The sequence below is a fragment of the Methanobacterium bryantii genome (assembly GCF_002287175.1).
In the GTDB taxonomy this organism is placed as follows: Archaea; Methanobacteriota; Methanobacteria; order Methanobacteriales; family Methanobacteriaceae; genus Methanobacterium_D; species Methanobacterium_D bryantii.
This window is the reverse complement of the sequence record NZ_LMVM01000033.1, coordinates 204,124-230,215: the sequence shown is the minus strand read 5'-3', so window position 1 is coordinate 230,215 and position 26,092 is coordinate 204,124. Positions and strand designations below refer to the sequence as shown.

Below are 26,092 nucleotides of genomic sequence, written 5' to 3'. Positions count from 1 at the left end.
TAGATTTATTCCCTGTTTGCTTTAAAATCAGCAATTGATTTTTCTACAACATTTATTATTGCATCTTGAAGCTCTTTCTGCTCTGCTTCTCCTCCACAAACCATAGGTATATTATCACAGTATACAACACCTAATCCTGCATTGAGGGCGTCCTTTGTTGCAACATCTACCGCCGCAGCTTTAAGTTCGGTGAGCATTATATCTGCTTCATCTATGTATTTTTCAATATCTTTCTGCAGCAACGGCCTGTTTGAAAGGTGGGAAGTAGTCCCTACCACTTTACAGCCGTAGTTATCTTCAAGATAAGTTACCAGCACATCCTTTATAGAATCTGGAGCTGTTGTAGCAAAAAGAATGTTTTTATCCTTTATATCTTCCAGTGGTTTTGGTCTAAAAACAGTTGAGATAATTTCAGCCTCTGGATTTATATCTTTTATGAATTTTTCAATCCTTTTAACCTTCTCAGGACTGGACATTGGTTCTTCACACATGGTTATGATTATTAAATCTGCTAATTTTATTCTAAATGGTCCGAAATATTCTTCCAGGTTTTGAATTGGCTGATTGGCACCCACTAATACAATATGGCGGTTGGTTTTAATAGGGGGTATGGCAGCTCCACTTCCTTCCATTATTACAAAATCAGCATCAACGCCATTTGCAAGTTCTGCACCCCTTTTCATGTTGGTTATAAAAACATCTCCAACCATTCCGCCGCCGCATCTTCTACATCCAATGGTTAAAATTCGGCTCATAAGGGCATCTTCCCAGTGATCAGAAGCAGCATGCACCCCTTTATTTGATTGTTCCATTAAATACTCGGGAGTTATCTTTATTAAATCACCGCGAACAATTTCAGGTTTTTCTGGTCCGCCTCTACCCATAGCAACGATACATGGGTTATATTTTTTATTATGGATTAATCGGGCGGCATATGCCGAAACTGCTGTTTTACCGATCCTTTTACCAGTACCCAGTATTTTAAGTGATGGTTTTTTTAAAACATCATGCTCGGTAAGGGGGTCAAATTTAAAATCAGGGCCTTCGTATGGAATCCCTCTCTCAAGTGCAACAGTTGCAAGTTTAAAACGTTTTGAATAATCAACTATTGGTTCATCACTTAAATCCATAACAACGTCAGCATCATATTTTTCGATCATTTCCCCTATTAATTCATAGGGAATTTTGTGATGATCCTCACCAAAATGAACAGGTCTTTCTAACTTTTCAGAGATTCCTTCTTCAGAGGTTTCCCTTAATTTTTCAGTTCCCCCAATAAAAATAACAGCAACAATTTCATTGTGCTCTAAACTATCTAGTAAATCTAGAGCAGACTTTGTAACAGGTAAATAATGTTCACCATCCACTAAACATATCATCTTCCTTAAACCTTTCATGGATATACTTACTTTTAATTTATATTAGGTATTTTTGAGTTTACGAGGTTAAATAATTTTAGTTTAAGGCAGTGAACCAAAATAATTTTATAGAATATAGCAGTATAAACTAAATCATTTCCATTTTCTTGTCTTTTTGATATTTAAGTGCATTGTCTTCATGCATCCGAATTAACTCTTTTTTGGACCTTTTTGCTAGTTCGGATAAACCATTTGCAATATTTGATGGTGCTGCACTATTATTTTTCTTAGCTATTAATTCAGAAATAGATTCAGATAATACAAAAATTGCATATTTGTGTTCTGCTTTTGTTCGGTGGATGTGGTGTGGACTTATGTTAAGGCGGAAATATTCCTCGCATTCCTCTTTAACTTCGTTTTCATCTTCTAAACTTTTTAAAACATATACCAAAAACTGATGTAGTTGTATAAGTTCGTCTTTATACATTATTACGAGCCCCTCCTTTATCACTCTTGAAATTTAATGACATGTTATTTATAGATTGTGTTGCAATATGAGAAAAGAAATGATAAAAACTTCGTTTAATAATTCTTTTATTATATTCTTAATATGATGATGGATAAAGTTTTGGTTGTTATGTGAATTTATTTTTAAAAGTATTTTAAAAATAAATTGTATTATATCAAAGATATTGTAAGTTTGATTAGATATTTTTTATAATGAGTTGATTTTACTATTATTTAATGTTAGTTTTATTGTGACAGATTTCACCATCACATTTTAAATTATTCACAGCTATGTATTTATGTATAATCACAAAGATGAGATTAAATGTTTATTTTTGTAAACAATGAGTTAATTTTTATTATTATTTATAAATTTAACATTGTAATCATTATTTAAATAATCAATATATTTATGTACATTATGAAATAGAAATAATTCCGAAATTAAAGTAAAAACCAGAAAAGTGAGAGCAGCTATTGGCAAATATATATCAATTCTCCCAGCTTTGGTATTGCTATACAAAGTCAAAGGATACTCTATTTTACAGGATATATCTGTTGTTAAAGGTTTCCAGTTAATTTAAGAATAGGTTACACTTTAGTTATTATGCTCATGTCCATGAGTCGTGTAATTAATGTAATTTTTCATGTCATGATGTGAACTGATTTATCAAATTACAATTTAACCATTAATAGGGCGAATTTTTAAATTAATAACTTAACACTTATTTCACATGGAATAGAAAGTTTTTATCCAGTAATTGATTTATCTTTAATCTTATTATTTTTAGGAAGTATTCCATTTAACGGCCAATATTTAATAGTCATTTTCAGTGTTATATATTCACTTTTTGATTAATTATTCTAAAATATTTTAAATTAGTAGATTAAAATAGTCCTCTTTAGTCAAATATTTAAATTCAATTTAACAAACTAAGTTTGTGATAGGATGGAGATAGTGAAACTTAAAAGCGCAGATAAAAATAAACTCATTAATCGTTCGCAAATCGATGCAGAAAGTGTGATTGAAATTGTAAGCGACATACTTCATAATGTCCGGAAGGACGGAGATATCTCTTTAAAATTTTATACTGAAAAGTTCGATAACGTTAAATTAGATGATTTTAAAGTCAGTGAAGCAGAAATCAAAGAGAGTTATGACAAAGTAGATGTTAAAATAGTAGATGCATTAAAAAAGGCTGCTAAAAACATTAAAAAATTTCATAAATCCCAAATTCCAGAAGAATGGTTTGAAGAAGTTGATAATGGAATTACTGCAGGCCAGATAATTCGGCCAATTGAAATTGTAGGTTGTTATGTTCCGGGGGGACGTGCTGTTTACCCTTCATCAGTTTTAATGACAATCATTCCTGCAAAAATTGCAGGTGTTAGTAAGGTAATCTGCTGTACACCTCCAATGCATGACGGCAGTGTAAATGAGGCTGTACTTGTTGCAGCAGATATAGCTGGTGCAGATGAAATTTATAAGATAGGTGGGGCTCAATCCATAGCTGCCATGGCATTTGGTACTCTAAGCGTTCCTAAAGTTGATAAGATAGTAGGTCCTGGAAATATATTTGTTACAGCTGCAAAAAAATTGGTATACGGTGATGTAGACATAGATTTCCCTGCAGGACCATCAGAAGTGCTTATAATAGCTGATGAAACCGCTAATGCAGAATTTATTGCTTATGATATGCTGGCTCAAGCTGAACACGACCCTAACGCTGCCTGTGCACTTGTTACAACATCAGAAAATATTGCAAGTAAGGTAAATGCTAATATTTTAGAAAAAATTAAATATATGCAGAGAAGTAAAATAATAGAAGAATCCCTTGAAAAGTATGGTAAAATAATAATTGCTGATTCTTTAAGTGAAGCTGTGGAGTTTGCAAACGATTATGCTCCAGAACACCTGATTATTATGACAGAAGACCCTGAGGATGTCCTAAAAGACATCAAAAATGCAGGTTCTATATTTTTAGGAGAATTAACTCCAGTTGCAGCTGGAGACTATGGTTCTGGAACAAATCATGTTCTTCCAACTTCAAAATGTGCAAGAATGTATTCTGGGCTTTCGGTGGATTCATTTATTAAAAAACCGACAGTGCAGAGGCTTTCAAAGGAAGGAGTCCGCAACTTAAAAGATGTTGTTATAACTCTTGCAGAACATGAAGGACTTTTTGCCCATGCTGAATCATTTAAAAAGCGATTAAGTGAGGATTGAATATTGAAAATAGTGTTTTGGTGGTTTTAGGTAATGTAAGTATTGCCCATGTGGAATCATTAAAGCGATTAAGTGAGGATTGAATATTGAAAATAGTGTTTTGGTGGTTTTAGATAATACAGCTATTGCTTATGTAAAATCATTAAAGCTAAATGAAATTGAATATCAAATATTGGAAGGAAAGTTTTTAGTGGCTTGGAGTAATGCAGCCATTGCTCATAAAGAATCATTAAAGCGATTAAACCATTAAATTTGATTTCATGTAAATATATTTTAATGTAACCATGATAAATTCCTAAATAGGGATTACAAATTTACAGACACGTTCAATAAAATTATTGATTATTTAACTATTTTAGAGGTGAATTACTTGACAGACTCATTGGGAGATTGGAGAAGAACTCATTATTCAAAAAGAATAAGCCCTGAACTAAGCGGAGAAAAAGTTACAGTTATGGGTTGGATTCATGAAATAAGAGACCTTGGAGGAATAATATTTGTCCTTCTAAGAGATAGGGATGGACTTATTCAAATTACTGCCCCAAGTAAAAAAATTACAAAGGAACTACTTGAGGAGATAAGAAAATTAAGGAGAGAATCAGTAATAGCAGTTAAGGGAACTGTGCAGGATTCTTCAAAAGCACCAGGCGGCTTTGAAATTATCCCTGCTGAAGTTAAACTACTCAACGAATCTAAATTACCTCTTCCACTGGACACAACAGAAAAAGTACATGCAGAAATAGATACACGTCTTGATTCAAGATATGTAGATCTCAGGAGAGCATCTGTAAGTGCTATATTTAAAATAAAAAGCAGAATGCTTCATTCTGTCAGGTCTTTCTTTGAAGAAGGGGAATTTATAGAAATAAACACTCCAAAACTTGGTGCATCTGCAACTGAAGGAGGAACAGAACTTTTTCCAATTACATACTTTGAAAGAGAGGCATTCCTCAGTCAAAGCCCTCAACTTTACAAACAGATGATGATGGCTTCTGGACTTGACAAAGTATACGAAATAGCACAGATATTTAGGGCTGAAGAACACGATACTTTAAGGCATTTAAACGAAGCTATTTCTATAGATGCAGAAGCATCTTTCTGTAATCATGAAGATATGATGAATGTTCTGGAAGGACTCGTACGTACAGCCATTAAAAATGTTAGAGAGCAGTGCGAAGATGAACTTAAAATTTTAGGAGTAGATCTGGAGGTACCAGAAGCTCCATTTGAAAGGGTCGATTATGATGATGTGGTTGACATCGTAAATTCCAAGGGTGTCAACATGAAGTATGGTGAAGACCTATCCCGAGCAGCTGAAAAAGCTATTGGAGAAAAAATGGATGACTACTACTTCATAACTGGCTGGCCAACTGATATTAAACCATTTTATGTAATGCCTGACAGTGAAAACCCAGGAAAAAGCTGTGCATTTGACCTGATGTATAAAGACCTGGAAATATCATCTGGTGCTCAAAGGCTCCATATACATGATATTTTAGTTGAAAGGATTAAAAAACAGGGTTTAAACCCGGCTTCATTTGAAAGGTACCTCGCAGCATTTGAATATGGAATGCCGCCACACGCTGGTTGGGGATTAGGTGCTGAAAGGTTTACAATGTGTATCACTGGAGCTAAAAACGTTAGGGAAACTGTTTTATTCCCAAGGGATAGACGAAGGTTAACTCCTTAAATCCAATTTTTTTGTAAGTTTGCTGCAGAAGATTACGGATCAAAATTTATGACCCTGATTACATTTTAGCTTAAAATTTATAATTTCAGTAGCATAAATCTATTTTTTCTTTTTTGAAAATATAACAAGGTTTTATCTTTTTATCTCATAACTTTAATTCTTTAATCTAATAGTTAGATCACTGGATCTTTTTTTATATTTTAGATGAACAATAACTTTTAAATTTCTTTTTAAGTATCCACATTAATTAATTTCCTACCTTTTTACCCATTACGCCGCCGGCTGCCGCTGGCGGCTCAAGTAGTAAGTTGAAGCAGTACTAAGAAGAATTTTAACATTAGTTTACCACTCACATTTTGTTCAGGTATATCAAATAAGTTATCTATCTGAATTAGAATATAAGACTAAAAATCTGTTATTTTGAATATAAAGTTGATTTTTAATATGCCACTCTGTGAAGTATGATTTAAAATAAACAGTTGATTCATATACTTGAACTTAGCCTAAAAACTGTTCTAAGAAAATTAGTTAAGGGGTTATAAAATTTAAAAAAATAAAACCCTCGAAAATTCATAGAATTTTCGGGGCACCAAAAACGAAGTTTTTGAGTGAAATAGATTCCGAATGGAATCTATGAGCTCACGTTCCAAACCTGGGTTCCGTATGGGTCCAGTGCTCCTCCTTCTGAATGTACAAGTTTAAACTGGCTTAAACCTGCACCATTTTCAAAGAACATCCTTGTGAACATGGAATCTTCCAGTTCTTTGTTCATTATAGCCATGATATACGTGTTATTCTGGTTTATAAGGATTATGCTGAACTCACTGTCATTTGAAACTACCTGGTTCAGTTTTACGCTGCCGTTTTGGACCACAATTAACTTGTGAGGCTCCATTACCTGGGTCTGATTATTTTGCTGGTACTGAAGGCCTGCAGCTATTTGAGTTCCATTTATCTGTGCAACAATAGCAGACGTATTTGAAAGTGCAGTTCCAACAACGGTTGTACCGTTAACCTGCTGGGTAACTCCCTGTCCTGCATAGTAACTGTAACCCTGTCCAGTGTTGTTTTGGAAGTTCCAGTTTCCAAAGTAGGACCACACACCTGCTTTGTTAACCATATCGGTACTTAATATAAGCTCGTGTGGAGCTGGATTATCTGGGTGTGTGTATTGTAACACATTTTGGGCCTGCTCAGCAGTAAAGCTGTACTGGCTTGTCAGTATGGTTTGAGCAGCGCTTTTCTCAACTGGTAAAATTTTATCCAGTATTTCTACACTTTTACTTGTATTTCCTGTATAATTTTCAACAGTTGTGTAACCCTGGTCACCGCTTGAAGTCAGCATCCTTAGTATTCCTACAGACAGGTTTTCATTACTCGTTGTTAATGCCTTTCCAATCCAATAGGAACGTGGCGTGTTTTGAGATATACCATCAGTAGTAACAGATCGATCTGCTATTGCTGCAAACAAGTGGCCGAAGTCCCACCATGATGTTAAGACTGTATTATTTGATGTGTTGTTTCCAATCCATGTTAATGAGTTGTACATTGAATCATCTGTACCTGGAACTACTGAATTTGAAGTGGTGTATGCTCCATATACTGGAGAATATACTACGGCTGCAATTACAATCGCAACTACCAGTGCATAGTATTTAACATTTTGTACATGTTTTTTGATGTAAGGTGTGATTAGACCTACAAAGACTCCTGCACCTAATGCTATTGGGAGTGAAAATTGTTCAAGGAATCTAGATCCTTGTGTTAAAGCGAAGCCCATAAGTGAAAGCCAAACTATAAATAAAACTGCATATAACAGATAGTGCTTCTTGTTTTCCAGTATTTGAGGATCTTTAATGGTATTGTTTTTGATATTTTCTGGGATAATTTCTGTTTTAGTTTTTTTGGCTTTTCTTCTTGGTTTACTTTTCCTTTTTGGTGCTTGTTGTATGTTATTTTCTTTTTTAGTTCCTTCTGGTTTTAATTTCCATAACAGTAGTGGAACCACTAAAATACCAAGCACAAATGGTACAATTCCTCCAACTTCACTTACAACTGAAGATAGGTCAGGTACATGCAGTTCTCCAACTGATACGTAGATATTAGGGTAAGAAGTACCTGTGACAGTAGCTTGTAATTGTGAGAAACCAATGGAACTTATTAAAGAACTTGCAAATCCTACAGGTCCCATGTAAATACTCATCAAGATAGAGCTTAAAACTATAAACATGATGAATGAAAATAGTGCCGGTTGCTCTAAAAGCCATTCCTTTTTGCTGGAAAATTCATTGAATGACCTGATGGTTTTCATTTTAAATAGATAATTTGAAACTAGAAGGTAAATTATTCCAGTACCAACTATTATATAAAACATGTACCACCATCCTTCCCAGGCTATTGAATAAACCAGTAATGAGATAGCAGATAAGGCTACATAAATCGATCTAGTTTTTATGTCTTTTGTAAGCATGCTCAAGATAAAGAATCCCGCAACTATGATTGGAAAGATCATGTTAAACATATCTGTATCGAAGAATCCAGCAAATGTGTGCATGAAATATGCGGGTGCTAGACCAACTAAAATTCCTGCAGCAATTCCTCCATAATCATTGGTTAATCTTCTTACGAAGAGGTAAGCTGGAATAACTGCAAGTGAAGCTACAAATGGCGCTAACCAGATACATACTTCATTTAGAGGTATGTTGCCAAATGAATTTGCCAACTTATAGGTAAATGCTGTCATATAAGCAAGTAATGGTGTAGACATAGCGGTTCTACCTGATGGATAATATCCATGCAGGTCCCAGTTGGTGCCATTTATTATGGTGTCTCCCACATAACCATGGTCCAGAACATCTTGAGTCATCCTGTAATTGTAGTAGGAGTCCATTTCACTGAAGTATGGAAGCCCGTTGGAATCTTCAAATAATGAAGTATAATTTTGAGGCACTCCATTTATATTAATTGCATCAGCCCTTAGGCTAAATGCTAGAATAAACAATAAAACTATGATTATTATAGGTTTAGCTTTAGATAATAGTATTTTTGTATTCATGTTGATCCTCATAAGTTTAATTAGTTTAATTGATATTACAATACGGTTACTCATCAGGGCATTGATATCATGCATGATTTGTAATATACTATGTATCAAATTTGATACTGTAGTTTTAGATGTATTGCAATACGGTTGAGTCATATGTACATGGGTATTGGTGTTACCCTGGTGCAAAACAACAATCCAATGAATTAGTGATTTATTTTCATATTATATAAGATGATGCCAAAATTTGACCATAATATGTTATGATAGTATTAAAATTTAAATGGAGAGGTATTCTTCATAATATGAATAACTAATTAAAAGTGTGATAAAGTATAGAAAATATTTAAATAAATTCTATTTTGAGTTTAAAAGTAGAATTATATTATTTTTAGCATAATTATTCTAAAAAGACGTTATTACTACTATTTAAGTATAACTAATTCATTTGTATGATATTCCCACATTTACAGTTATAATTACATGATTTACCATCATTTTCAAACGATATGGATATATTAGCAATTCGTAGTTCCAAATTTTAAATCTGGTGAGTGTTTTATCAACTTTTTCATCAAATGTTTTATGGGTGTGTTGATATATGATTGGATAGAAAGAAATTATTGCAGAAAATTATCAACTAATTTTTAATTTAACTTGAATAACTGGAGAAATCTTATGAAACTTTATGATATAGTGGTAGTCGGTGCGGGACCTGCAGGGATGATGGCAGCGATAAGGGCTGGACAGCTTGGCAAAAATGTGATGTTAATAGAAAAAAACGATACTATAGGTGAAAAACTTAAAATAACAGGCAGCAGCAGGTGCAATATTACAAATACTGCATCGTTAGATACATTTATGGGAAAATTTGGTAAAAAAGGTGCTTTTTTCAGATCCGCTTTTGCTGCTCTTTCTAACAGGAGACTGATGTCATTTTTTGAGGTAAAGGGACTTAAATTTAAAATTGAAGAAAGTGGAAGAGTTTTTCCAGTTACAGACAAATCAAGGTCAGTTATAAAGGTTTTAAAGGAATACCTATCACAAAGTAGAGTTAAAATAAACTACAACACCCGACTTGTAAGAATTAAAAAGAAGAAAGATTATTTCAGTCTGGATCTTGGAAATGATAATTACATGGCTACAAAAAAGGTTATACTGGCTACTGGGGGTATTTCATATCCAGCAACAGGTTCTACGGGGGATGGATTTGAGGTTGCCCAGAAAGTCGGCCATAAAGTTACACCGCTCAGGCCGGGAATTGTACCTTTAAAAGTCGTTGAAACTTATGTCAAAGAACTGCAGGGGATATCCATTGAAAATGCACGGCTTACTTTTAAGTATGGGAAGAGAAAACTGGTTTCAGACACTGGAAACATGATTTTTACACACTTTGGAATATCAGGACCTTTAGTTTTAGATTTAAGCAGTCAGATAGTTCAAATTCTTGAGAAAAATGAAACAGTGGACCTTTTCATTGATCTTAAGCCTGAAATGACAGATCAGGAACTGCAGAAAAAAATAATGGATGAGTTTGAAAAGAGGAGCAAAACTGAGTTCAAAAACCTTATGAAACTTTTCATGCCCAACCGGATGATTCCAATAGTTGCAGAGTTATTAGATATAGATCCAAAGAAAAAAGTGAACCAGATTAAAAAAGGGGAACGAAATGGGGTTGTAAACTTGCTCAAGGCATTTCCTTTAACAGTAACAGGATCGCTCTCCATTGAAAAGGCTATGGTTACCTGTGGAGGAGTATCAAGAAAAGAAATCGATCCTCAGACAATGGAATCAAAAGTAGTAAATGGAATCTATTTTGCAGGAGAAATTATAGATTTCTGTGCCCCAAGTGGAGGATATAACTTACAGGAAGCCTTTTCAACAGGTTACCTTGCCGGTGAGATGGCTGCAAATAGTTTAGATAATTAAAAATAAAATAAAGTTAGTACAGGTTTTACTGTCCTGTTTTTTCAATTTTTAAAGTGACGTAGTCGCCTATTTTTCCAACATCTTCAATTGGAACCCTTAAATCTGACCCTAAAATTCCTGAAGATATGTATATTGCTTCTATAGTCCATTTTTCAGCATCTAAATCTAAATCAGAAACTTTTCCAACTTCAAATGCATTTTTATCAATGACTTTTTTTCCTAAAACGTCTGTAGCTTTCATATAAATTTTTCTCCATTTTTATATGTATTTAGATAAAACGGCCCTTTTCTCTTTATAATATGCCCTTTAAAATATTTAAACATTCACCTGCTTGTTTTAAATTCTAAATATAATTTTTATTTGTTGATTTTATGTAGTATCTCCTGTTAACTAAACAATTAAAGTTTTAGTCCATGGTTTGAAAAATAGCAGGTAAATATACAAAATAGTCCATGGGTTTAAAATATTTTGTATATTAACTGAAAGTCATTTAGTATAAGCACATGGCATGTCCATGAAATAAGATTTATTTAAAGTAACGTAACTTTAAAAAGAACAATTGTTTTCAAATTTACTTGATAATTATTAAAATAAAATGGAAATATTTATATGTGTTAAACCTACCACATTAGTTTGCAAATAAACCCTATTTGTCAATAAAAAAATCTAATGTTGGAACCTCTCTGAGATCACACAATACGACCACTCCATTTCAGAAGGTTCCTCCATTTTAATATTTGAACGAAGTCAAACATGTCCATAAACAAACACCTTATCCCTACATTAGGGATTTAAGGTGGATGTTTTCACGGGTTAAAGATACACCAAGTAGTAAAAAAATCAAGCTAGATAAAGAGCATGTATATCTTGAAATGACATTAACATTAAAATTATATGCTAGTAATATTTGCGCAATACCCCAGATATGAGCGTTTTGTTTTAATTTATATAGGTAATAAACAAGGTGGCCAGCCATGAAAAATAACTTTTTTTACTGTATTGAAATTTGCTAATTTAATATAAATTATAAGAAGCAGCCTTCCATTTCATAAAAACGCCTTAAAAATCATTATTTAAATTTTAACTGGGATAATTTACATTGAACTGCAAACAACCCATAAAAAATAATAATAAATTGAAAATTACAATTTTGAAAGGGTGTATACTGCTGGATCTCTATAGTACCATCCAGAATCTTCCATACGTTTTAAGACATCTTTTTTGTTATTATCGTTTATTAATTTGTAATCCTGCAGGTAAATAGTTAGGTATTCATCTAAAATGTTGAATTTTCTACTTTCTACTTTAAAATGAAGACCATTATCGGCTATTACGTCCCCTATATTTGGGATAAAACTTAATTCTAATTCTTTTTCTACGCAAAATAGATCCCAGTCACTATTTTCCAGTTCTAAAGTAATTTTAAAATTAATTTTCATTTATGATAATCTCCTTTTTGGGTTATTCATTAATTTCAAATATATTATAATATAGAAAGTTATATTTCAAGTTTACTTGATATTTATTCAACTAAAATGGAAATATTTATATAGGAATACACCTAAATATTTCAATTGTACCTTCAGTTATTTGGAGGCGGTACAACTAATGGAACCTCTATGTGATAACATTATGCATCACATCTCACCACTAGGAGGTTCCATCATAATTCTCCCTTTTATAATGCATTATAAAATTAAAGCATGTTTTTTAGATGTGTTATGTTGTATGATAATCAAATAAGATATCTGAAAGAAGTACATTTTCAAACAATTCCATTAAAATTAACCCTATTTTTCACATGTTCAATTTATCAAGAGTTACTCGTGAAATACTCTTTTTAAATCATTTAAATAAGATTTTTGATTATAGCTGGGACAAATTAAAAGTTTAATATAATAATTAAAATGAGATGTTTTTATTGATATTATTTTTATTTAAATTTTATGAGATATGGCACTGATAAAAATTAATTCTTATCTTTAAACCTAACACCTACCTTAAATTAAATATATTAATGGATTAAATCGTTAGGTTTTTAAGAGATAATATATTAAAGTAAAATTCATGTCCAATAAAAAAGTGATGCCAGTCGAAGATGAATCACTATTTATAGAATTCTGTGATAACAGAGGGTTATCTAAAGGAAGTATTCTAGCTTATAGAACCAGTCTACAGAAATACAGTGATTTTACTAACATGAGTTTAGAAGAACTTATACAACAAGCAGAAGATGAAGAAGAAGAGCAAATAAGAATGAAGAGGAGAAAGATTCGTTCTTATTTAATGGATTTCCGTAAATATCTAAATGAACAAAAATTTGCTAGTAATTATGTTAGTCAAGTAATCAGCCAAGTAAGAACATTTTATAGTGAATATGAAGTCGAATTACCTAAAAAATTCCGTAGACAATCCAGAAGAGATAAAGTTCAAGAGACGTTTGAGGATATACCAACTATGGATGATGTTAAAAAGTCATTAGATTATTCAAGCCCTACTTATCGAGCTATAACTTTATTATGTGTTTCATCTGGAATGAGCAGAGCTGAAGTATGTAGTTTGACATTTAAAGATTTTTATAAAGCTGTTGGTTTACGTGAGGACTTAATGAAAACTATACCTGACTTAATAGAAAAAATTAAAGAGATAGATGATTTAATTCCAATGTGGAAAATTCATAGAATTAAGACCGGTAAAGCTTATTTTACTTTTAACAGCCCTGAAACCACAGATGCTATTCTTGATTATTTAGATCAACATTACAGAGATTATGCTTGGCAACCAAAACCTGAAGACCAATTATTTAGACAATATAATAAACCAATCACTCCAGATTCTGTAACAGTCCAATATCAACGTATCAATAAACGGGCAGGATTTCCAAAAATTAATGGACGAGTGCATATCAGACCTCACAGTTTAAGGAAAGTTTTTGCTACAACATTAGAGAAGAATAGAATGCCTCATTTAATGAGTAGATGGATGTTAGGTCATACAATTGAAGGAACTACAAATGCATATTTTAAAGCTGATCCAGAATCGATTAAAGAAGAATATATTGAAATTGTTGATAAGTTATCTACAAGTAAAGTCAAAGTTAAAATTATTAGAACTGGCTATGATGAAGTTCAATCTAAACTTGAAGATATGAGATTAAGACAAACATTATATGAAAGACAAATGAGGGCATTAAAAGAGGATAAAGAATTAAAATCTAACGATTAATTCTTTATTTTGTTTTTTGATGTCGAAAAAATATAAATTGGGTTTGGTTATAGTCCTATCTTTTCTATTTGACTTAAAACTTCACTTTTATAACCAATTTCAACCCAAATCTTATTATAATTATTCATGAAACTCTTTATACTGATTAAAGATAATTTACTGAACAGTATTCTATAAAAATCTGCAAATTCCTTTAAAACATCTATTCCTCCATCATAATTAAATTTATATCTACATTCTAATGCGTCAGAATTACATTTCAATTCATTGTTATCAACTTGAAATCTTTCAGCTAAATAATCTTCAATTAAGTCAAGATCATGATACATTAAACTCTTTTCTTTATCCTCTCTAATTAAAGCCATATAATACCTCAAATTTGCTTAAACAAAAAATTGGAGCTTTATAAAATATAATAAGCTAATTTCTTGTTTTTTCGAGGCGCTTTTCCAATTTAGCTACATTAATAGTTTAAGCAATTAATTTGAGTGTTATTTTACATTTAAATTTAAAAAATATTAAATTTATAAATTTTAAATAAATTTCAAGAAGAACCATTTTCCTGTTCTTTTTTGATTATATGTAAATATTTACTAGTAATCAATTTCTCAGGATTTTTAAAAGTGTTACTTAATAACCTCTTATTGATTCCTGTTGCTCTCCTTATATCTGATAGTAACTGATGTTCGAATTCATCATAATTATTTCTTAATTCCTTTGTAATTGCTTGTCTAATTTGATAATAAAGATTACTTTGTTTGTTTATGTGCTTGTACGCTGTATTAACAGTGTCTAATGTTATTTCTTTAGTTAAATTATCAATTGTAATGTAATAGTAGTTATCTTTGCAAGAAAATGGTATTAAAGCCATGTTTGATGATAAACCAACCTTTTTACATTCAGTTAAAAAATTCTTAATTGATTCATCTTCTTCATTGAAATAACTTTCATCGTTCAAATAGAACGGAGATTGAAATTTCACAGTATAATCAATCACATTCGCAATATTAGTATTAGTATCATTTGTACTGACAGGAACATCGTAAATTATCCTATATTGGCCTGTATTAACGCATTTTAAATCATTTCTGTACTTTACTGCCAAATCATAGTATGATCTATACGTCTTTTTAGTATTTAAAGTACCTTTATAGCCTTTACTCTTTTCTGTGTCGATATATTTGTTTACAGCTTCAAAATAATCTTGCATTCCTTCTTCATTACGTATTTGATCTTTTCTTTTAAGCATATCTATATCTTCTTCAGTAAGTTTAAACACTTTATCACCTCTTATCTAAATTAAAGTAGAAATTTCAACTAAATCTCAAAAATAGTTGATTTAATTCCTTTCAATGTGTTAAAAATTTATTATAAAATCCTGTCATCGTTTAATTAACATTTGACTTCTGTAAAAGTTACCAATCTTACCTTTGAATATTGATTTCATGATACTATTGTTATTATATGCCATTTTAGGGGCTTCATCTATTAAATCATCTATAAATAACTGTGCTCTTCCTTTTGAATACAAATTATTGAGTAATTTGTGTAAACTGTTTCTACGTTCTAAATATCTAAAATCATTTACCGTGTATAAATATATCTCTTGTAAACTGTTATCTATGAGGATATAATGATTATATACTCCTTTTTTCTTTCCTCTTGAGATTTTACGTAATATGGGTACTAAAAATAATTCTTCAGTGATTAATATCTTTTCAGATTTGATCAAAAACTTATAAAAGTGGGTATTATACTCTTTAAAGAACCAATTAGTTCTTATTATACTTTCTTTGTCATTTATTTCATCGAAACGAAGAATATAACTGTATAATCCTTCTTTACTTTCAATTAAGTTATATTTCTTAGATAAAATATCAAAGGCTTGAATAAGAGTAATATTCCTGATACCCTGTCTACTAAATTGTTTACGCCTAATATTGCGTTCATATTCATCTTTTTGAATCATTTCTTCTCTAATTTTTAATAGTTCATTCTCTATTCGAACCACTTCAAAATCTAAGAGTGAAATAGGGAATTTTCGTAAGTTATCATATTCTTCATCTATAATCTCCTTAATTTCACCATAATTCACAAATAAATTGTATAAATCAGATGATTTTAATTTACTTGGCCCAATATGATGTCTATAAACTCCAAATTCATCGTAAATTTCATTCTTTAACTTTAAGAATACTTCCATTCGTAATTCTTTTTCATTCAAGTTACTCACCCTTAGCTCTAATTCACTCTGGTTCTGCTCAACTTAACTCAACTTAGCTCACCGCTTAATGGACTTTAAATCCAATTTAATTTAATATAATATATCTGAATTCTCTGAATTGGAGCATATAATTTACTAAATTTATTTTAACTAATTATTTGTAGTTCATTCTAAATTTAAGTTAATATGATCAGGATTTAAGAACACATTTTTCGCATACTATTCTTTAACGAACACTTCATGAAATTATAGTACTCCTAAGTTGATGATACCCCCCCCCTCTATATATGAGATATTAAAAGAGAGAAAGAGAATTACTATTTATTATATCTTGATATTTTGATTCAATTTCAACCTCACTATTACATCTAATAAATAAATGGTAACGGAAATGTACCTGAGCTTGAAGATTAATTAAATCTCAAAATTATCTCTTCTTCACTATATGGCTACGATCTATTTTTGGTAACGTTTTTACATAATTTAAGGATAAAATCATCTCAAAATTTTTTTAAACCACTTAAAATACAAAAAAATGAATTTATTACACATTTTTACGGCAATGAAACTAAAAAAGTAATTATTTTAAATTAACTTGGATAAATGTTATTTAATCCCCCTACTTGGGATTATTTCGGTGGTTGTGGTTTGTTATCTATTAAAAGATCAGATTATATCTTATTCGTTACCAAAAAAATATTGAACTTTTTAATTAGTAAACGAAAGGTTTTTAAGGTGTTTTAATTAATAAAATGTATATGGTTAATAGAAGATTATCAAAGGAACTTCAGGAATCTGAAGAATACAAGAAATGGACAGAAAAAGTGAATGAAATACTTGCAATAATGAGTAGAGACATTAGTAAGGGTAGGAAACAAGAATTACTTGATAGTTTAACTATTGATCTTTTATTTATAAGCATTATTTTAGGAACTGTTTATCCTATGAGTGAACTAATGGAAAATTGGGATAGATCAGTCATTAAACTTATAAAATGATTAAACTTGTTTTGAATAAAATATACTTTTTTTAAGAGTTTTAAAAGGATATATGGTATGAAAATTAGAAAAAACAAGATTTACAATTATTTTTTTTATTAAAATGGAATGATTTTTGTGTACTTCGTTATAGGTCTCTATGACGAAATAAAATAATGATCTAAAGTATCTATTTCAATTTTAGAGTCATAGAACATTATTTATTATATGGATGAAACGATTTCAAAATATGTTTTATATAATTGCTCTTATTTAGAAGAATAAATGATTAAAATATATAGAATTATGTCTTGAAACGTCTTTTATATTTAATATATATGTTGATTTAACAAATAATGATTTAATATTGCATATTATAAGAAATGTATGGATTTTACTAATTTTTTAAAAAGTGATAAATGTTAAAAGTGTTTCATAACCTATCAGAATTTTCATTGAATTTATTGAAGAAATGAATATTGTTTGTAATGTCAAAAAAATTCAATAAAATAAAAAATGCTGTTCGAAGGGAGTGTAATCTTAGATTTTTATTACAATTTTTATTATTTTATACATAATTTTTATTATATTAGTTTTAATTAGCTTAGATATCAAAAAAGGGGATTATATATTTAAAACGGACTTTGAATAAATTATTTTATTAACTAAATAATACTAATAACTGTTATAAAACGATAGGATTATAAAAACTTAATCAAAGTGAATTAAATGAAAAAAAATGGATATAATGCTTCGATAGAGGGTAAAACCTTTGAAACATATGTTACAGCACTCTTAAGAGCTTTAGCAGATAAAGAAAAAAGAGAATTTATATCTCAATATAGTCCCGAAAATAAATGGATGATTATGGATGGATATGCTCCAAGAGGTATTAATGATATAGAAGGCCCATTAGCTATTGAAATTAAATACAGCACACAACGTTCATTAATAATTAAAACAATAAATCACCTTTTAGAACAAATGCCTGATTACAATATTCTTATTATAACTCCTATAAAATCTAAAAAAACAATTAGAGATATTGGCCCGAATGTAACTATATGGGATTTAAATGATATTCAAGATTTGGGTCATAAATTTTCACAAATACGATATCGATTTTTAGATAAAGTTATTCCTGAAGTACCCGATTATATTCTAGATTCATCTTATATATGGAAAATAGTCGATGACTCGACTAAAGAAGCTAAATATATAGAATTAAATACAAATAAAGATAATTATATGGCGAATATTAAAAAAGCCTATGAAGATGGAAATTTAGTATTATTTTTAGGTTCTGGAGTTTCTAAGCCAAGACTGCCAAATTGGAAGGAATTAATCGAAAAATTAATAATTGAGTTATTAGCCGGTCATGGAGAACATATTAAGTCCTTAGATATTGATGATAATGAATTTAAGTCGCTTCCATATATAACTTTAGGTAGATATATAAAAAGAGGATTTGGCACTAAATTTGCAAAAAAACTTAAAAATGCATTATATGAAGGATATGGTCATAAAGAAGATCTTTCATCTATTATTAACAGTATTGCAGAACTTTGTGTCTCTAAAAGGATTTATTCGATTGTAACTTACAACTATGATGATATTTTAGAATATTATCTAGATATTAAACATGTTAAATACGATGAAATATATCATTCTTTACAAAACCCTTCATCTACTTCATTACCAATATATCATGTACATGGGTATATTCCTCTAAGGGGACATCTTATAGACGAGATGGGCAATTCAATTGTTTTTGCAGAGGAAGAGTATCATTTACAATATAAAGAATCATTTTCTTGGCAGAATTTAAAACAGTTAAACCTATTAAAAGAAAAAACTGTTCTTTTCATTGGTTTAGGCATGAATGATCCTAATCTTAGAAGATTATTAGATTTAGCGAAAGAGTTTTCCCCAATAGGACCTAAACATTATGCAATTCTTGAGGATCATTGGGATTCAAAAGTAGGGGAAGTTTCTAATATTTTTAGGGTTAGAGAAGAGGATGTATTTGATGATCTTAGAATTGGAGTTATATGGTACGAATATGGAAAACATTCAGAAATTAAAGAAATTCTTGATTCTATAAGTAAATAATTTAATATGATTTATGAGTTGATATAATGCTTGATTGGAGTAAAATAGACAATGATAAAGATTTTCAACGCTTAATAAATCATTTATTTGCTTTAGAATGTAATTCGCCAGGATTTATCCCAAGTAGCCCCTATATTGGGGCTGATGGGGGATGGGATGGATATTTTAAAGGTATTTATCCTCCAGAAGGTAGTGATGGTATTTGGTCGATTCAGGCTAAATGGACAAAATATTCTCTTGATGATGCATTTAAAGCTATTAAGCCCCGTATTAAAGAAGAACTAAAAAAAGCTGTAGAAAATAATGTTGAACATATTAGGATAGTTACAAATGCAGAATTAAGAGTAGGTCATATAACGGAATTAGAAGAATTAGTACACACTGAAGAAATAATTGAAGAATTAAAAGGATTAATAAATAATGCAAAAATACATACTTTAAAAATTTGGGCTAGAGAAGATTTGAATCAAAGAATAGAATTACAACCATATTTGAGACATCTTTTTTTTGATTTGTATCAGTATCCTAAGTTTGTGCCTCCAAATTTTAGTAAATTTACGAAAGGGCTTGAATTATCCAATTTAAATTCTAATTTTGATAAATATTTAGAAAAAGCAGAAAAATTTGTTAGTGAAAAGGGTAAAAGTGTTTTAATAATTCATTCATCGGGAGATTATGGAAAAACTTATCTTATAAATGAAATAGCTAAAAATGTCCATAAAATTAATTCTGAATTACAATGTTGGATGGTTAATCCAGGTTATAGGGAAATGAAATCTGCTTTACAAGATGAAATTGTCAGTGAAAGGAAATATCTTCTTATTTTTGATGATGCTGACAGATATTTGGAAGAAATTTCACCGCTTTTATCTTTTTGTAAACATCATAATGAGCACATTAAAGTTATTTTAGCTTGTAGAGAAGCAGGATTGAAATACATTTGTGATGTAATTAAAAATGAACAAATTCAAGACTTTTATGAGAGTTTAAAGATTCAACGATGGGCAAAAAATGATTTAATTCAACTTTTAAAGGAAATTACTGAAGAAGACAGACTTGAGTTTGAAGAAATAGCAGTTAGATACTCTTCACCATCTTTAATGGTTTTTATAGGAAATCGAATTAGAAATAAAGCTAATTGCGACTTTGATAAATTTGAAGAGAAATACGTTGATAAATTAACTTGTGATGCAAAAAGATGTTTAGAAGATTTTATTGATCCTCAAGAAGTTAAAGATTTCTTGCTAAACATTGCATGTATAATTCCATTTTCAGAAGAAGATAATATAGTATTAGAAAAAATAACTAATGAATTCAATCTCAAAGAATTAGAAGTAAAAGAAATGATTAGAAATTTAAAGGATGGAGGAGTATTAAGGAACGTTGGAGGTTATATACGGTTTGATCCGGATTTAAAAGGTGATTTATTCCTTGCATATGAACTTAAAAAACTATCAAATGAGAAAATTGAGAATTTGATAAATACGTGGCTCCTTATATGTGCAGATAGAGTTTTTATCAACTTAGAAGAAGCTTTTGCATATGAACAGATTGATTCACTTAAAGATATTCTTTCTGAAATGATTAATAATTGGATTATAAATGCTTTAAAAACTGATGGATATTCAAGAATACAAAATTTAAATTTATTGAAAGAAATGTGCATTATTGTTCCTGAAAATTGCTTAGATATAATGAATGTTTATTTAGATGCTGAAGCCCCAATTTCAAAGGATCCTACTGCTAAATTTTGGGGTATGGAAAATCGATCTCCTAGAACCGGTAATTATTCACCTATAATTCTTAAACTTATGAATTTCGATAAATTAAGAAAAGATTTAGTTATATTAATAGAGAAGATAACATCTAAGAACTTTGACTTCCCTTTTTTTAATTCTACATCCTCGCAGTTAATTAAAAGATTTGTTGATCCAACTGAAAATAGTATAAACTCGATAATTGAAACTTTAGATGTTTTTGATGAATGGCTAGATAACCCCAATGAAGTTAGAATTGAATTAATATCAACTGCATTATCTGAAGTTTTATTAGGGGCTCATGATCAAAAAGTCTTAATCCAGATGAGAATATATTGGTGGGAAGTACCTCAACCTAGAACAAATAAAATTATTGAAATGCGAAAGAAAGCTTTAGATGTTTTAAAAAGGATGACAAGTTACTCATCAGGTAAATATCTAAAAAAGAGTATTGAAGTAGCAAATAATATAGGGCGAACTACAAAAGTTGAAGAAGATTTACCGATATCAGATATAATATTACATGAAAATGAAGAATTTATTGATACAGTTGGACAGTTAATTACTGATGAAACTGATTTTGAAGTTTTAATTGAGATTGAAGGTTTATTTTTAGATTGGTGGGCTCGAAAAAAAGTACATCCACATAAAATCCAAAAATATCTATCTAAAATCTCTAAAAACATAGAATATGTTACATTTAAATATTTTGAGGGTAATTTTGTAGTTGAAGATTTTGATTCATTTTTTGAAGCCTTTGAAAGAGAATCAGCAGTAGAAGATGGATGGAAATGGTTTTTGGATAAAAAAGTTGAATATAGAAAAAACACATATAAACCCGCTCACTACAAGAATTTTGTTAGTAAATTAAATAAAATATATAAAACTGAAAATCAAGTTCTAATCCTTTTGCTAGATTTAGAGAAACGTCTTAAGGATAGTAGGGTTAATGCTCCCATAATTAATTGTTGGGTTAAATTTAATTCTGGTTTATTCTTGAGCATTAGAAATGAGAATAACGTTTGGAATAGAGTTCCAAAAAGATTTAAAAGAGAAATTGATATAGCTTTAAGTGAAATTGATGTGAATCATATTAAAATATTATCTAAAGAAGTTTTACCTAATATAACATCTGAATTTTATTTTGAGATAGAAACATTTCTTATATCTATGGGTAACACTGATAATCTTAAGACTATAAATTTATGGATATTAGAACTTTTAAATAAGGGTAATTCCAAAATTAGATGGCTAGTTATTTCATATATTGATCTAATTTTTAGAGATAAATTGGTTCATGATTGTAGAATTAGGTACTTAATATTAGCTATTTCAAAAGAAAATGAATTAAGTGATGAAATGGTTGATCGAATAGACCTTGAAATTCTTTTTTTGAATGGAAAATTAAATTTTATCAATCCGAATGTACTCAATTGCTTTAAGAAGGATTTAATTAAAAAAATGAAAGATGTTCCTGATATTACTGAAAAACAAGAAATATTAAATTTTATTTTAGATGATATTGATTTAGTTATTGAATTCATAGATTATCGTCTTAATAAATATAAAGATATTAGAAAGTTAGAAGTAAGGCCGGAATACAATCCCCTCCCTTTTGATGGTATTCAAAGTATTAAAAAATGCATTAATTCATTTGAAGACTTTGAAAAATTTATGAATAAAATCATAGAATGGGATGAAAATATAAAATGGGGAAAACGTTTTTTGATAGATATTAAATCTAATATATTAATCTGTAAAAAAGAATCAGGAAAACTATTTATTGAAGAATATATTGAAAATAAGGCTAAAAATGGCGAAATTGAAAGTGTAATTGAATCACTTAATTTTTTACCATTTGAAGAGGAAAGAATTCCATTTATAATTAATATTTCAGAAGATATTATAAAATCTAAGGCTTTAAATGCCAATAAAATAGAAAAACTATTTTATAGAAAATCAAGGCTTGAAGATGGATATAGCACCATAGCTGGTGAAGTTCCTAAAGAATTACTTGAAAAAAAAGCATTATTTGAGAAAATACAAGAAAAAGCAAAGCCGGGTAGATTAAGAAGCATTATAAATAATTGTATAAAACGTATAGATCAAGAAATTGAATGGCATGTAAAACGGGATGAAGAAACACTAAATCCTCGAAGATAATTATTTATTAACAAAAACTTCTTCAGAAATAATTGCTCTTCCTAAACAATATTTAACTTTTGTAGAGGCATAGAATGGATGATAAAACGAAAATTGAAATAATAAATAAGATAATTAATATTTCAGAAGATTATGTTTCACTTTTTAGGGAATCACATAGTTCAAAGTTTGTTCGAACTAAGGGGCTGTGTTTCTATGTTAAAAATGCTAATTATCATTACAATCCTGTAGTTGGAGATATATTTAGACATATGGGATTAAAAAAGAATTTTTCTAGTGATTATGTAAGAGACTTTATTGATGAGTTAATTTCAGATACTTTAAAAGAAGGGGTTGAAAATGTTAAAGATAATCCCTTAATTATTGATACTTTTGATGATGTTTTTCATGAAGTAACGGTATATATTCCCCTTTCAGGAATTAGAATGATTAAAGAGGAGCTAAAAATAGGTAAAATTATAATTAAAAAAATGACCGATGAAATAGTTAACGAGATAACAAATAATTTGTATTTACTTCTTCGTGGAAATCCATATTTTTCCCCTAACGATAAAGAAAAAGGTATTCAGAGCATAGTAAATCGTTATAACACGTTTAAAGGCAAGGTTTGTGCAGAATTTAAAATGTTTGGTGAAGAAAGTATAGTGTTAAAAGTTGCCAAAGAAGAATGTGAAAATTCTTTAGACCTATTAAGACTTTCAAGTATTTATTTACAACATAAGAATCACAATATTAACATCACTTTAGAAGGTGAACTTGCAAGAGGCTATCAAAATACACTTTTTTTTAAATCAAACTTTAAATATTATAAATTAAGTAACGAATTAAAAGGCCATATTGTTGATTTTAATATTTCAGATAGTGAAATAAAATACATGAAAGAATTTGGAATATTTATTTTATCAAAAATATTAGAAAAGCCTGATAGAGAATTAACTGATTTTGAAAGAACTCTTTTAATGGGAGTACATTGGTTTGCTAATTTCCCAAGCCAAAAGGAGATTGAGAATCAATATTTAAGTTTGATGGTGTCTTTAGAAATATTTTTAACTCCAAAAGCAGGATCTGGAGAACCTATATCTAATTATATTGCTGAAGGTGCTTCAATAATCAATGAGATAGGTATTGATAATAGAAAAAAGCTTAAAAGTAAAATTAAAGATTTATACAAAAAAAGAAGTTCCATTGTTCATGGAAGTATGAATAACATTCCTACTGAAAAGGATATTGTGACTTTAAAGAATATTCTTTTAACTTTAATTTGGTGGATGATTCAAAATTCACATAGATTTGATAATAAAGATGACCTGTTAGATTTCATAGAAGATCATAAATTTGCTTGTGATATTTTAACTTAATTCATTGATATCTGATTTAATTACGATAGTTGATATAATTGATTAAAAATGTAAAACATTATATAAATGATTAATCCATTGAAAAATAGGTAATAACTCTGGAAATCCAATGAAAGCCATGATTCAGGTGTAACACCAGCTTATAAAGATTACTAATTATTTATAAAACTCATACTTAGCAGTGATTCATTTTTTAAATGTAGGTCTTAAGCCTAATTCTTTGAATATACGATTAATGTCATCTCTTTCAGCTTCATTGGTTTCTTTTCTTTCAGCACTGACCGGAATAGTTCCTTTACCAGTATTATATTGATTCATTAAGCTACCATGTTCTTTGTAAGCCTTATTCTTAGATTCTTGCCTTAATTCTCTTTCTTTTTTCCTTCTTTTTCTTTTATATTCTCTTTGATAATCGGTATTTTTATATTTTTTACATTGAGGATGATACTTTGTTTGTGGTTTTTTGTTAATTACTAAAGCTTTTTTAATCTTATTTAATTCTTCTTCTGGTAAAACCTGTTTTACTGCCCAATCATCTAAACACTCTTTAAATAGACCTCTGGATTTTTCAGTTAATGGTTTTAATGTGATTAAAGGTTCACCACAGATGATGCAAGATTTATGATAGATAGGCCCTATAAAATCCGCAAAAATTGATTTGCTTAACCTAAGGTCAACCATTATAATAGCATCATTAATTATTCTTAAATAATTTAAAGATATTTTTTGAACAATTTCGCTTGTTAATCCATTAAGGCAATCTTTGACTACACCTTTTCTCAAAGCCTCAAAATAGGCAGCGGCTTTCGTTGCCCTATAATGAATTATAGCATTGTAATCTAATGTCAATGCTTGATTGATAAAAAAAAGTTCGAATGAAATGTCATTTTGCTGTTCGAAAGAAGATAAAAGAGGGTTTTTAATATCACCATAATCATATATAGGTTCTCTATTCCTTTTTAAATCTCTATACATGGGTACAAAATGTTTTTGACATGTTTCACAATACTTTTGATTTTTTTTGGGAATATATTGACGACCACATAGATCACATACTTTGGAGTTATTTTTTGGTTGTAATCTAAGATCTTCTTCATTATTCAATTCTTTCCATTTTTTAGCTAAAGATCGTATTAATGATTCAGATGTCTCTCTATTTAATTTGTTATCATTTTTAAGTGCTTGTTGTATTAAATCTTTTTAAGATCTTCTGCAGTATTGTTTAAATATTTAATCATAGGTTGCTTTAGAGATTCAAATATTATTTTATCCTCTTTTTCGATATTTTTTTGACTGTGGTTCTTATTGCTATGTTCTTGTTCTTTTGATTCTTTCACTAACTTGTTTATGGATAATATTATATATGTTCTCATTTCTTTATTCATTTCCACAGTGCTTTCGCCTGTAGATTTTATTAAAGGTTCATTTACATTAATATCCATAATTGTCGTTAAGTTTTGATTACTATTTAATTTTTTTCTCATTTTAAATTGTACAACACTGCTTGACACATACTATTGA

Annotated in this window: 19 protein-coding genes; 9 read left to right on the top strand and 10 right to left on the bottom strand. The window is 29.6% G+C overall.

What is annotated here, in order from left to right; translation table 11 throughout:
* Nucleotides 1–5 precede the first annotated feature (5 nt).
* Nucleotides 6–1,397, bottom strand: coding sequence for a cyclic 2,3-diphosphoglycerate synthase (locus ASJ80_RS11660; RefSeq protein WP_095652087.1), 1,392 nt, complete (start codon nt 1,395–1,397; stop codon nt 6–8).
* A gap of 109 nt (nt 1,398–1,506) precedes the next feature.
* Nucleotides 1,507–1,845, bottom strand: a complete 339-nt coding sequence (locus tag ASJ80_RS11655) for a UPF0058 family protein (protein WP_048081157.1) — start codon at nt 1,843–1,845, stop codon at nt 1,507–1,509.
* Nucleotides 1,846–2,814: 969 nt separating this feature from the next.
* On the opposite strand from ASJ80_RS11655, the gene hisD reads away from it, so the two are divergent.
* The 3 genes from hisD to aspS all read left to right on the top strand — a co-directional run bounded on the left by hisD (nt 2,815) and on the right by aspS (nt 5,782).
* A complete protein-coding gene (gene hisD / locus ASJ80_RS11650; RefSeq protein ID WP_069583733.1) occupies nt 2,815–4,092 on the top strand; it encodes a histidinol dehydrogenase in 1,278 nt (425 codons plus the stop codon).
* Between the two features lie 79 nt (nt 4,093–4,171).
* A complete protein-coding gene (locus ASJ80_RS17120; protein ID WP_176720244.1) occupies nt 4,172–4,342 on the top strand; it encodes a hypothetical protein in 171 nt (56 codons plus the stop codon).
* Between the two features lie 120 nt (nt 4,343–4,462).
* A complete protein-coding gene (gene aspS, locus ASJ80_RS11645; protein ID WP_069583732.1) occupies nt 4,463–5,782 on the top strand; it encodes an aspartate--tRNA(Asn) ligase in 1,320 nt (439 codons plus the stop codon).
* 631 nt (nt 5,783–6,413) lie between these two features.
* Here the strand turns inward: aspS and ASJ80_RS11640 are convergent.
* Nucleotides 6,414–8,837, bottom strand: coding sequence for an STT3 domain-containing protein (locus ASJ80_RS11640; protein ID WP_069583731.1), 2,424 nt, complete (start codon nt 8,835–8,837; stop codon nt 6,414–6,416).
* 666 nt (nt 8,838–9,503) lie between these two features.
* On the opposite strand from ASJ80_RS11640, the gene ASJ80_RS11635 reads away from it, so the two are divergent.
* On the top strand, nt 9,504–10,754 hold the full coding sequence (locus ASJ80_RS11635) for a BaiN/RdsA family NAD(P)/FAD-dependent oxidoreductase (protein ID WP_069583730.1): 1,251 nt from the start codon (nt 9,504–9,506) through the stop codon (nt 10,752–10,754).
* Nucleotides 10,755–10,779: 25 nt separating this feature from the next.
* Here ASJ80_RS11635 and ASJ80_RS11630 read toward each other — a convergent pair whose 3' ends face one another.
* Together ASJ80_RS11630 and ASJ80_RS11625 are read right to left on the bottom strand one after the other, a co-directional pair.
* Nucleotides 10,780–10,995: a PRC-barrel domain-containing protein gene (locus ASJ80_RS11630; protein ID WP_069583729.1), complete on the bottom strand. Its 216-nt coding sequence runs from the start codon at nt 10,993–10,995 to the stop codon at nt 10,780–10,782.
* Nucleotides 10,996–11,897: 902 nt separating this feature from the next.
* Nucleotides 11,898–12,194, bottom strand: coding sequence for a hypothetical protein (locus tag ASJ80_RS11625; protein ID WP_069583728.1), 297 nt, complete (start codon nt 12,192–12,194; stop codon nt 11,898–11,900).
* 628 nt (nt 12,195–12,822) lie between these two features.
* Between ASJ80_RS11625 and ASJ80_RS11620 the strand changes: the two genes are divergently transcribed.
* Nucleotides 12,823–13,980, top strand: a complete 1,158-nt coding sequence (locus ASJ80_RS11620) for a tyrosine-type recombinase/integrase (protein WP_069583727.1) — start codon at nt 12,823–12,825, stop codon at nt 13,978–13,980.
* A 47-nt stretch (nt 13,981–14,027) separates the two neighbouring features.
* On the opposite strand, the gene ASJ80_RS11615 is transcribed toward ASJ80_RS11620, so the two are convergent.
* The 3 genes from ASJ80_RS11615 to ASJ80_RS11605 all read right to left on the bottom strand — a co-directional run bounded on the left by ASJ80_RS11615 (nt 14,028) and on the right by ASJ80_RS11605 (nt 16,204).
* A complete protein-coding gene (locus ASJ80_RS11615; protein WP_069583726.1) occupies nt 14,028–14,345 on the bottom strand; it encodes a hypothetical protein in 318 nt (105 codons plus the stop codon).
* 179 nt (nt 14,346–14,524) lie between these two features.
* Entirely contained in the window at nt 14,525–15,259 is a 735-nt protein-coding gene (locus ASJ80_RS11610; protein ID WP_069583725.1) for a hypothetical protein, read from the bottom strand.
* A 102-nt stretch (nt 15,260–15,361) separates the two neighbouring features.
* Nucleotides 15,362–16,204 carry a hypothetical protein gene (locus ASJ80_RS11605; protein ID WP_069583724.1) on the bottom strand — a complete coding sequence of 281 codons (843 nt, stop codon included), beginning with the start codon at nt 16,202–16,204 and terminating at the stop codon, nt 15,362–15,364.
* Between the two features lie 758 nt (nt 16,205–16,962).
* Between ASJ80_RS11605 and ASJ80_RS11600 the strand changes: the two genes are divergently transcribed.
* The 4 genes from ASJ80_RS11600 (at nt 16,963) to ASJ80_RS11585 (ending at nt 24,571) form a co-directional block, all read left to right on the top strand.
* Nucleotides 16,963–17,202 (top strand): hypothetical protein, encoded by a 240-nt coding sequence (locus ASJ80_RS11600; protein ID WP_176720243.1) that lies wholly within the window; start codon nt 16,963–16,965, stop codon nt 17,200–17,202.
* 708 nt (nt 17,203–17,910) lie between these two features.
* A complete protein-coding gene (locus tag ASJ80_RS11595; RefSeq protein WP_069583722.1) occupies nt 17,911–19,293 on the top strand; it encodes an SIR2 family protein in 1,383 nt (460 codons plus the stop codon).
* A 26-nt stretch (nt 19,294–19,319) separates the two neighbouring features.
* On the top strand, nt 19,320–23,213 hold the full coding sequence (locus tag ASJ80_RS11590) for a P-loop NTPase (protein WP_069583721.1): 3,894 nt from the start codon (nt 19,320–19,322) through the stop codon (nt 23,211–23,213).
* Nucleotides 23,214–23,464: 251 nt separating this feature from the next.
* The gene (locus tag ASJ80_RS11585) at nt 23,465–24,571 is read left to right on the top strand and encodes a HEPN domain-containing protein (RefSeq protein WP_141705181.1); all 1,107 of its coding nucleotides are present in this window, start codon (nt 23,465–23,467) and stop codon (nt 24,569–24,571) included.
* Between the two features lie 186 nt (nt 24,572–24,757).
* Here ASJ80_RS11585 and ASJ80_RS11580 read toward each other — a convergent pair whose 3' ends face one another.
* Together ASJ80_RS11580 and ASJ80_RS11575 are read right to left on the bottom strand one after the other, a co-directional pair.
* Nucleotides 24,758–25,675: a hypothetical protein gene (locus ASJ80_RS11580; protein ID WP_069583719.1), complete on the bottom strand. Its 918-nt coding sequence runs from the start codon at nt 25,673–25,675 to the stop codon at nt 24,758–24,760.
* Nucleotides 25,676–25,761: 86 nt separating this feature from the next.
* Nucleotides 25,762–26,055, bottom strand: a complete 294-nt coding sequence (locus tag ASJ80_RS11575) for a hypothetical protein (protein ID WP_069583718.1) — start codon at nt 26,053–26,055, stop codon at nt 25,762–25,764.
* Nucleotides 26,056–26,092 lie beyond the last annotated feature (37 nt).

Bases quoted from the DNA above. Each gene is read 5' to 3' on its own strand.
- ASJ80_RS11660 (WP_095652087.1), bottom strand. From the start codon at position 1,397: ATGAAAGGTTTAAGGAAGATGATATGTTTAGTGGATGGTGAACATTAT.
- ASJ80_RS11655 (WP_048081157.1), bottom strand. From the start codon at position 1,845: ATGTATAAAGACGAACTTATACAACTACATCAGTTTTTGGTATATGTT.
- hisD (WP_069583733.1), top strand. From the start codon at position 2,815: ATGGAGATAGTGAAACTTAAAAGCGCAGATAAAAATAAACTCATTAAT.
- ASJ80_RS11640 (WP_069583731.1), bottom strand. From the start codon at position 8,837: ATGAATACAAAAATACTATTATCTAAAGCTAAACCTATAATAATCATA.
- ASJ80_RS11635 (WP_069583730.1), top strand. From the start codon at position 9,504: ATGAAACTTTATGATATAGTGGTAGTCGGTGCGGGACCTGCAGGGATG.
- ASJ80_RS11630 (WP_069583729.1), bottom strand. From the start codon at position 10,995: ATGAAAGCTACAGACGTTTTAGGAAAAAAAGTCATTGATAAAAATGCA.
- ASJ80_RS11625 (WP_069583728.1), bottom strand. From the start codon at position 12,194: ATGAAAATTAATTTTAAAATTACTTTAGAACTGGAAAATAGTGACTGG.
- ASJ80_RS11620 (WP_069583727.1), top strand. From the start codon at position 12,823: ATGTCCAATAAAAAAGTGATGCCAGTCGAAGATGAATCACTATTTATA.
- ASJ80_RS11615 (WP_069583726.1), bottom strand. From the start codon at position 14,345: ATGGCTTTAATTAGAGAGGATAAAGAAAAGAGTTTAATGTATCATGAT.
- ASJ80_RS11600 (WP_176720243.1), top strand. From the start codon at position 16,963: ATGGTTAATAGAAGATTATCAAAGGAACTTCAGGAATCTGAAGAATAC.
- ASJ80_RS11595 (WP_069583722.1), top strand. From the start codon at position 17,911: ATGAAAAAAAATGGATATAATGCTTCGATAGAGGGTAAAACCTTTGAA.
- ASJ80_RS11590 (WP_069583721.1), top strand. From the start codon at position 19,320: ATGCTTGATTGGAGTAAAATAGACAATGATAAAGATTTTCAACGCTTA.
- ASJ80_RS11585 (WP_141705181.1), top strand. From the start codon at position 23,465: ATGGGATTAAAAAAGAATTTTTCTAGTGATTATGTAAGAGACTTTATT.
- ASJ80_RS11575 (WP_069583718.1), bottom strand. From the start codon at position 26,055: ATGAGAAAAAAATTAAATAGTAATCAAAACTTAACGACAATTATGGAT.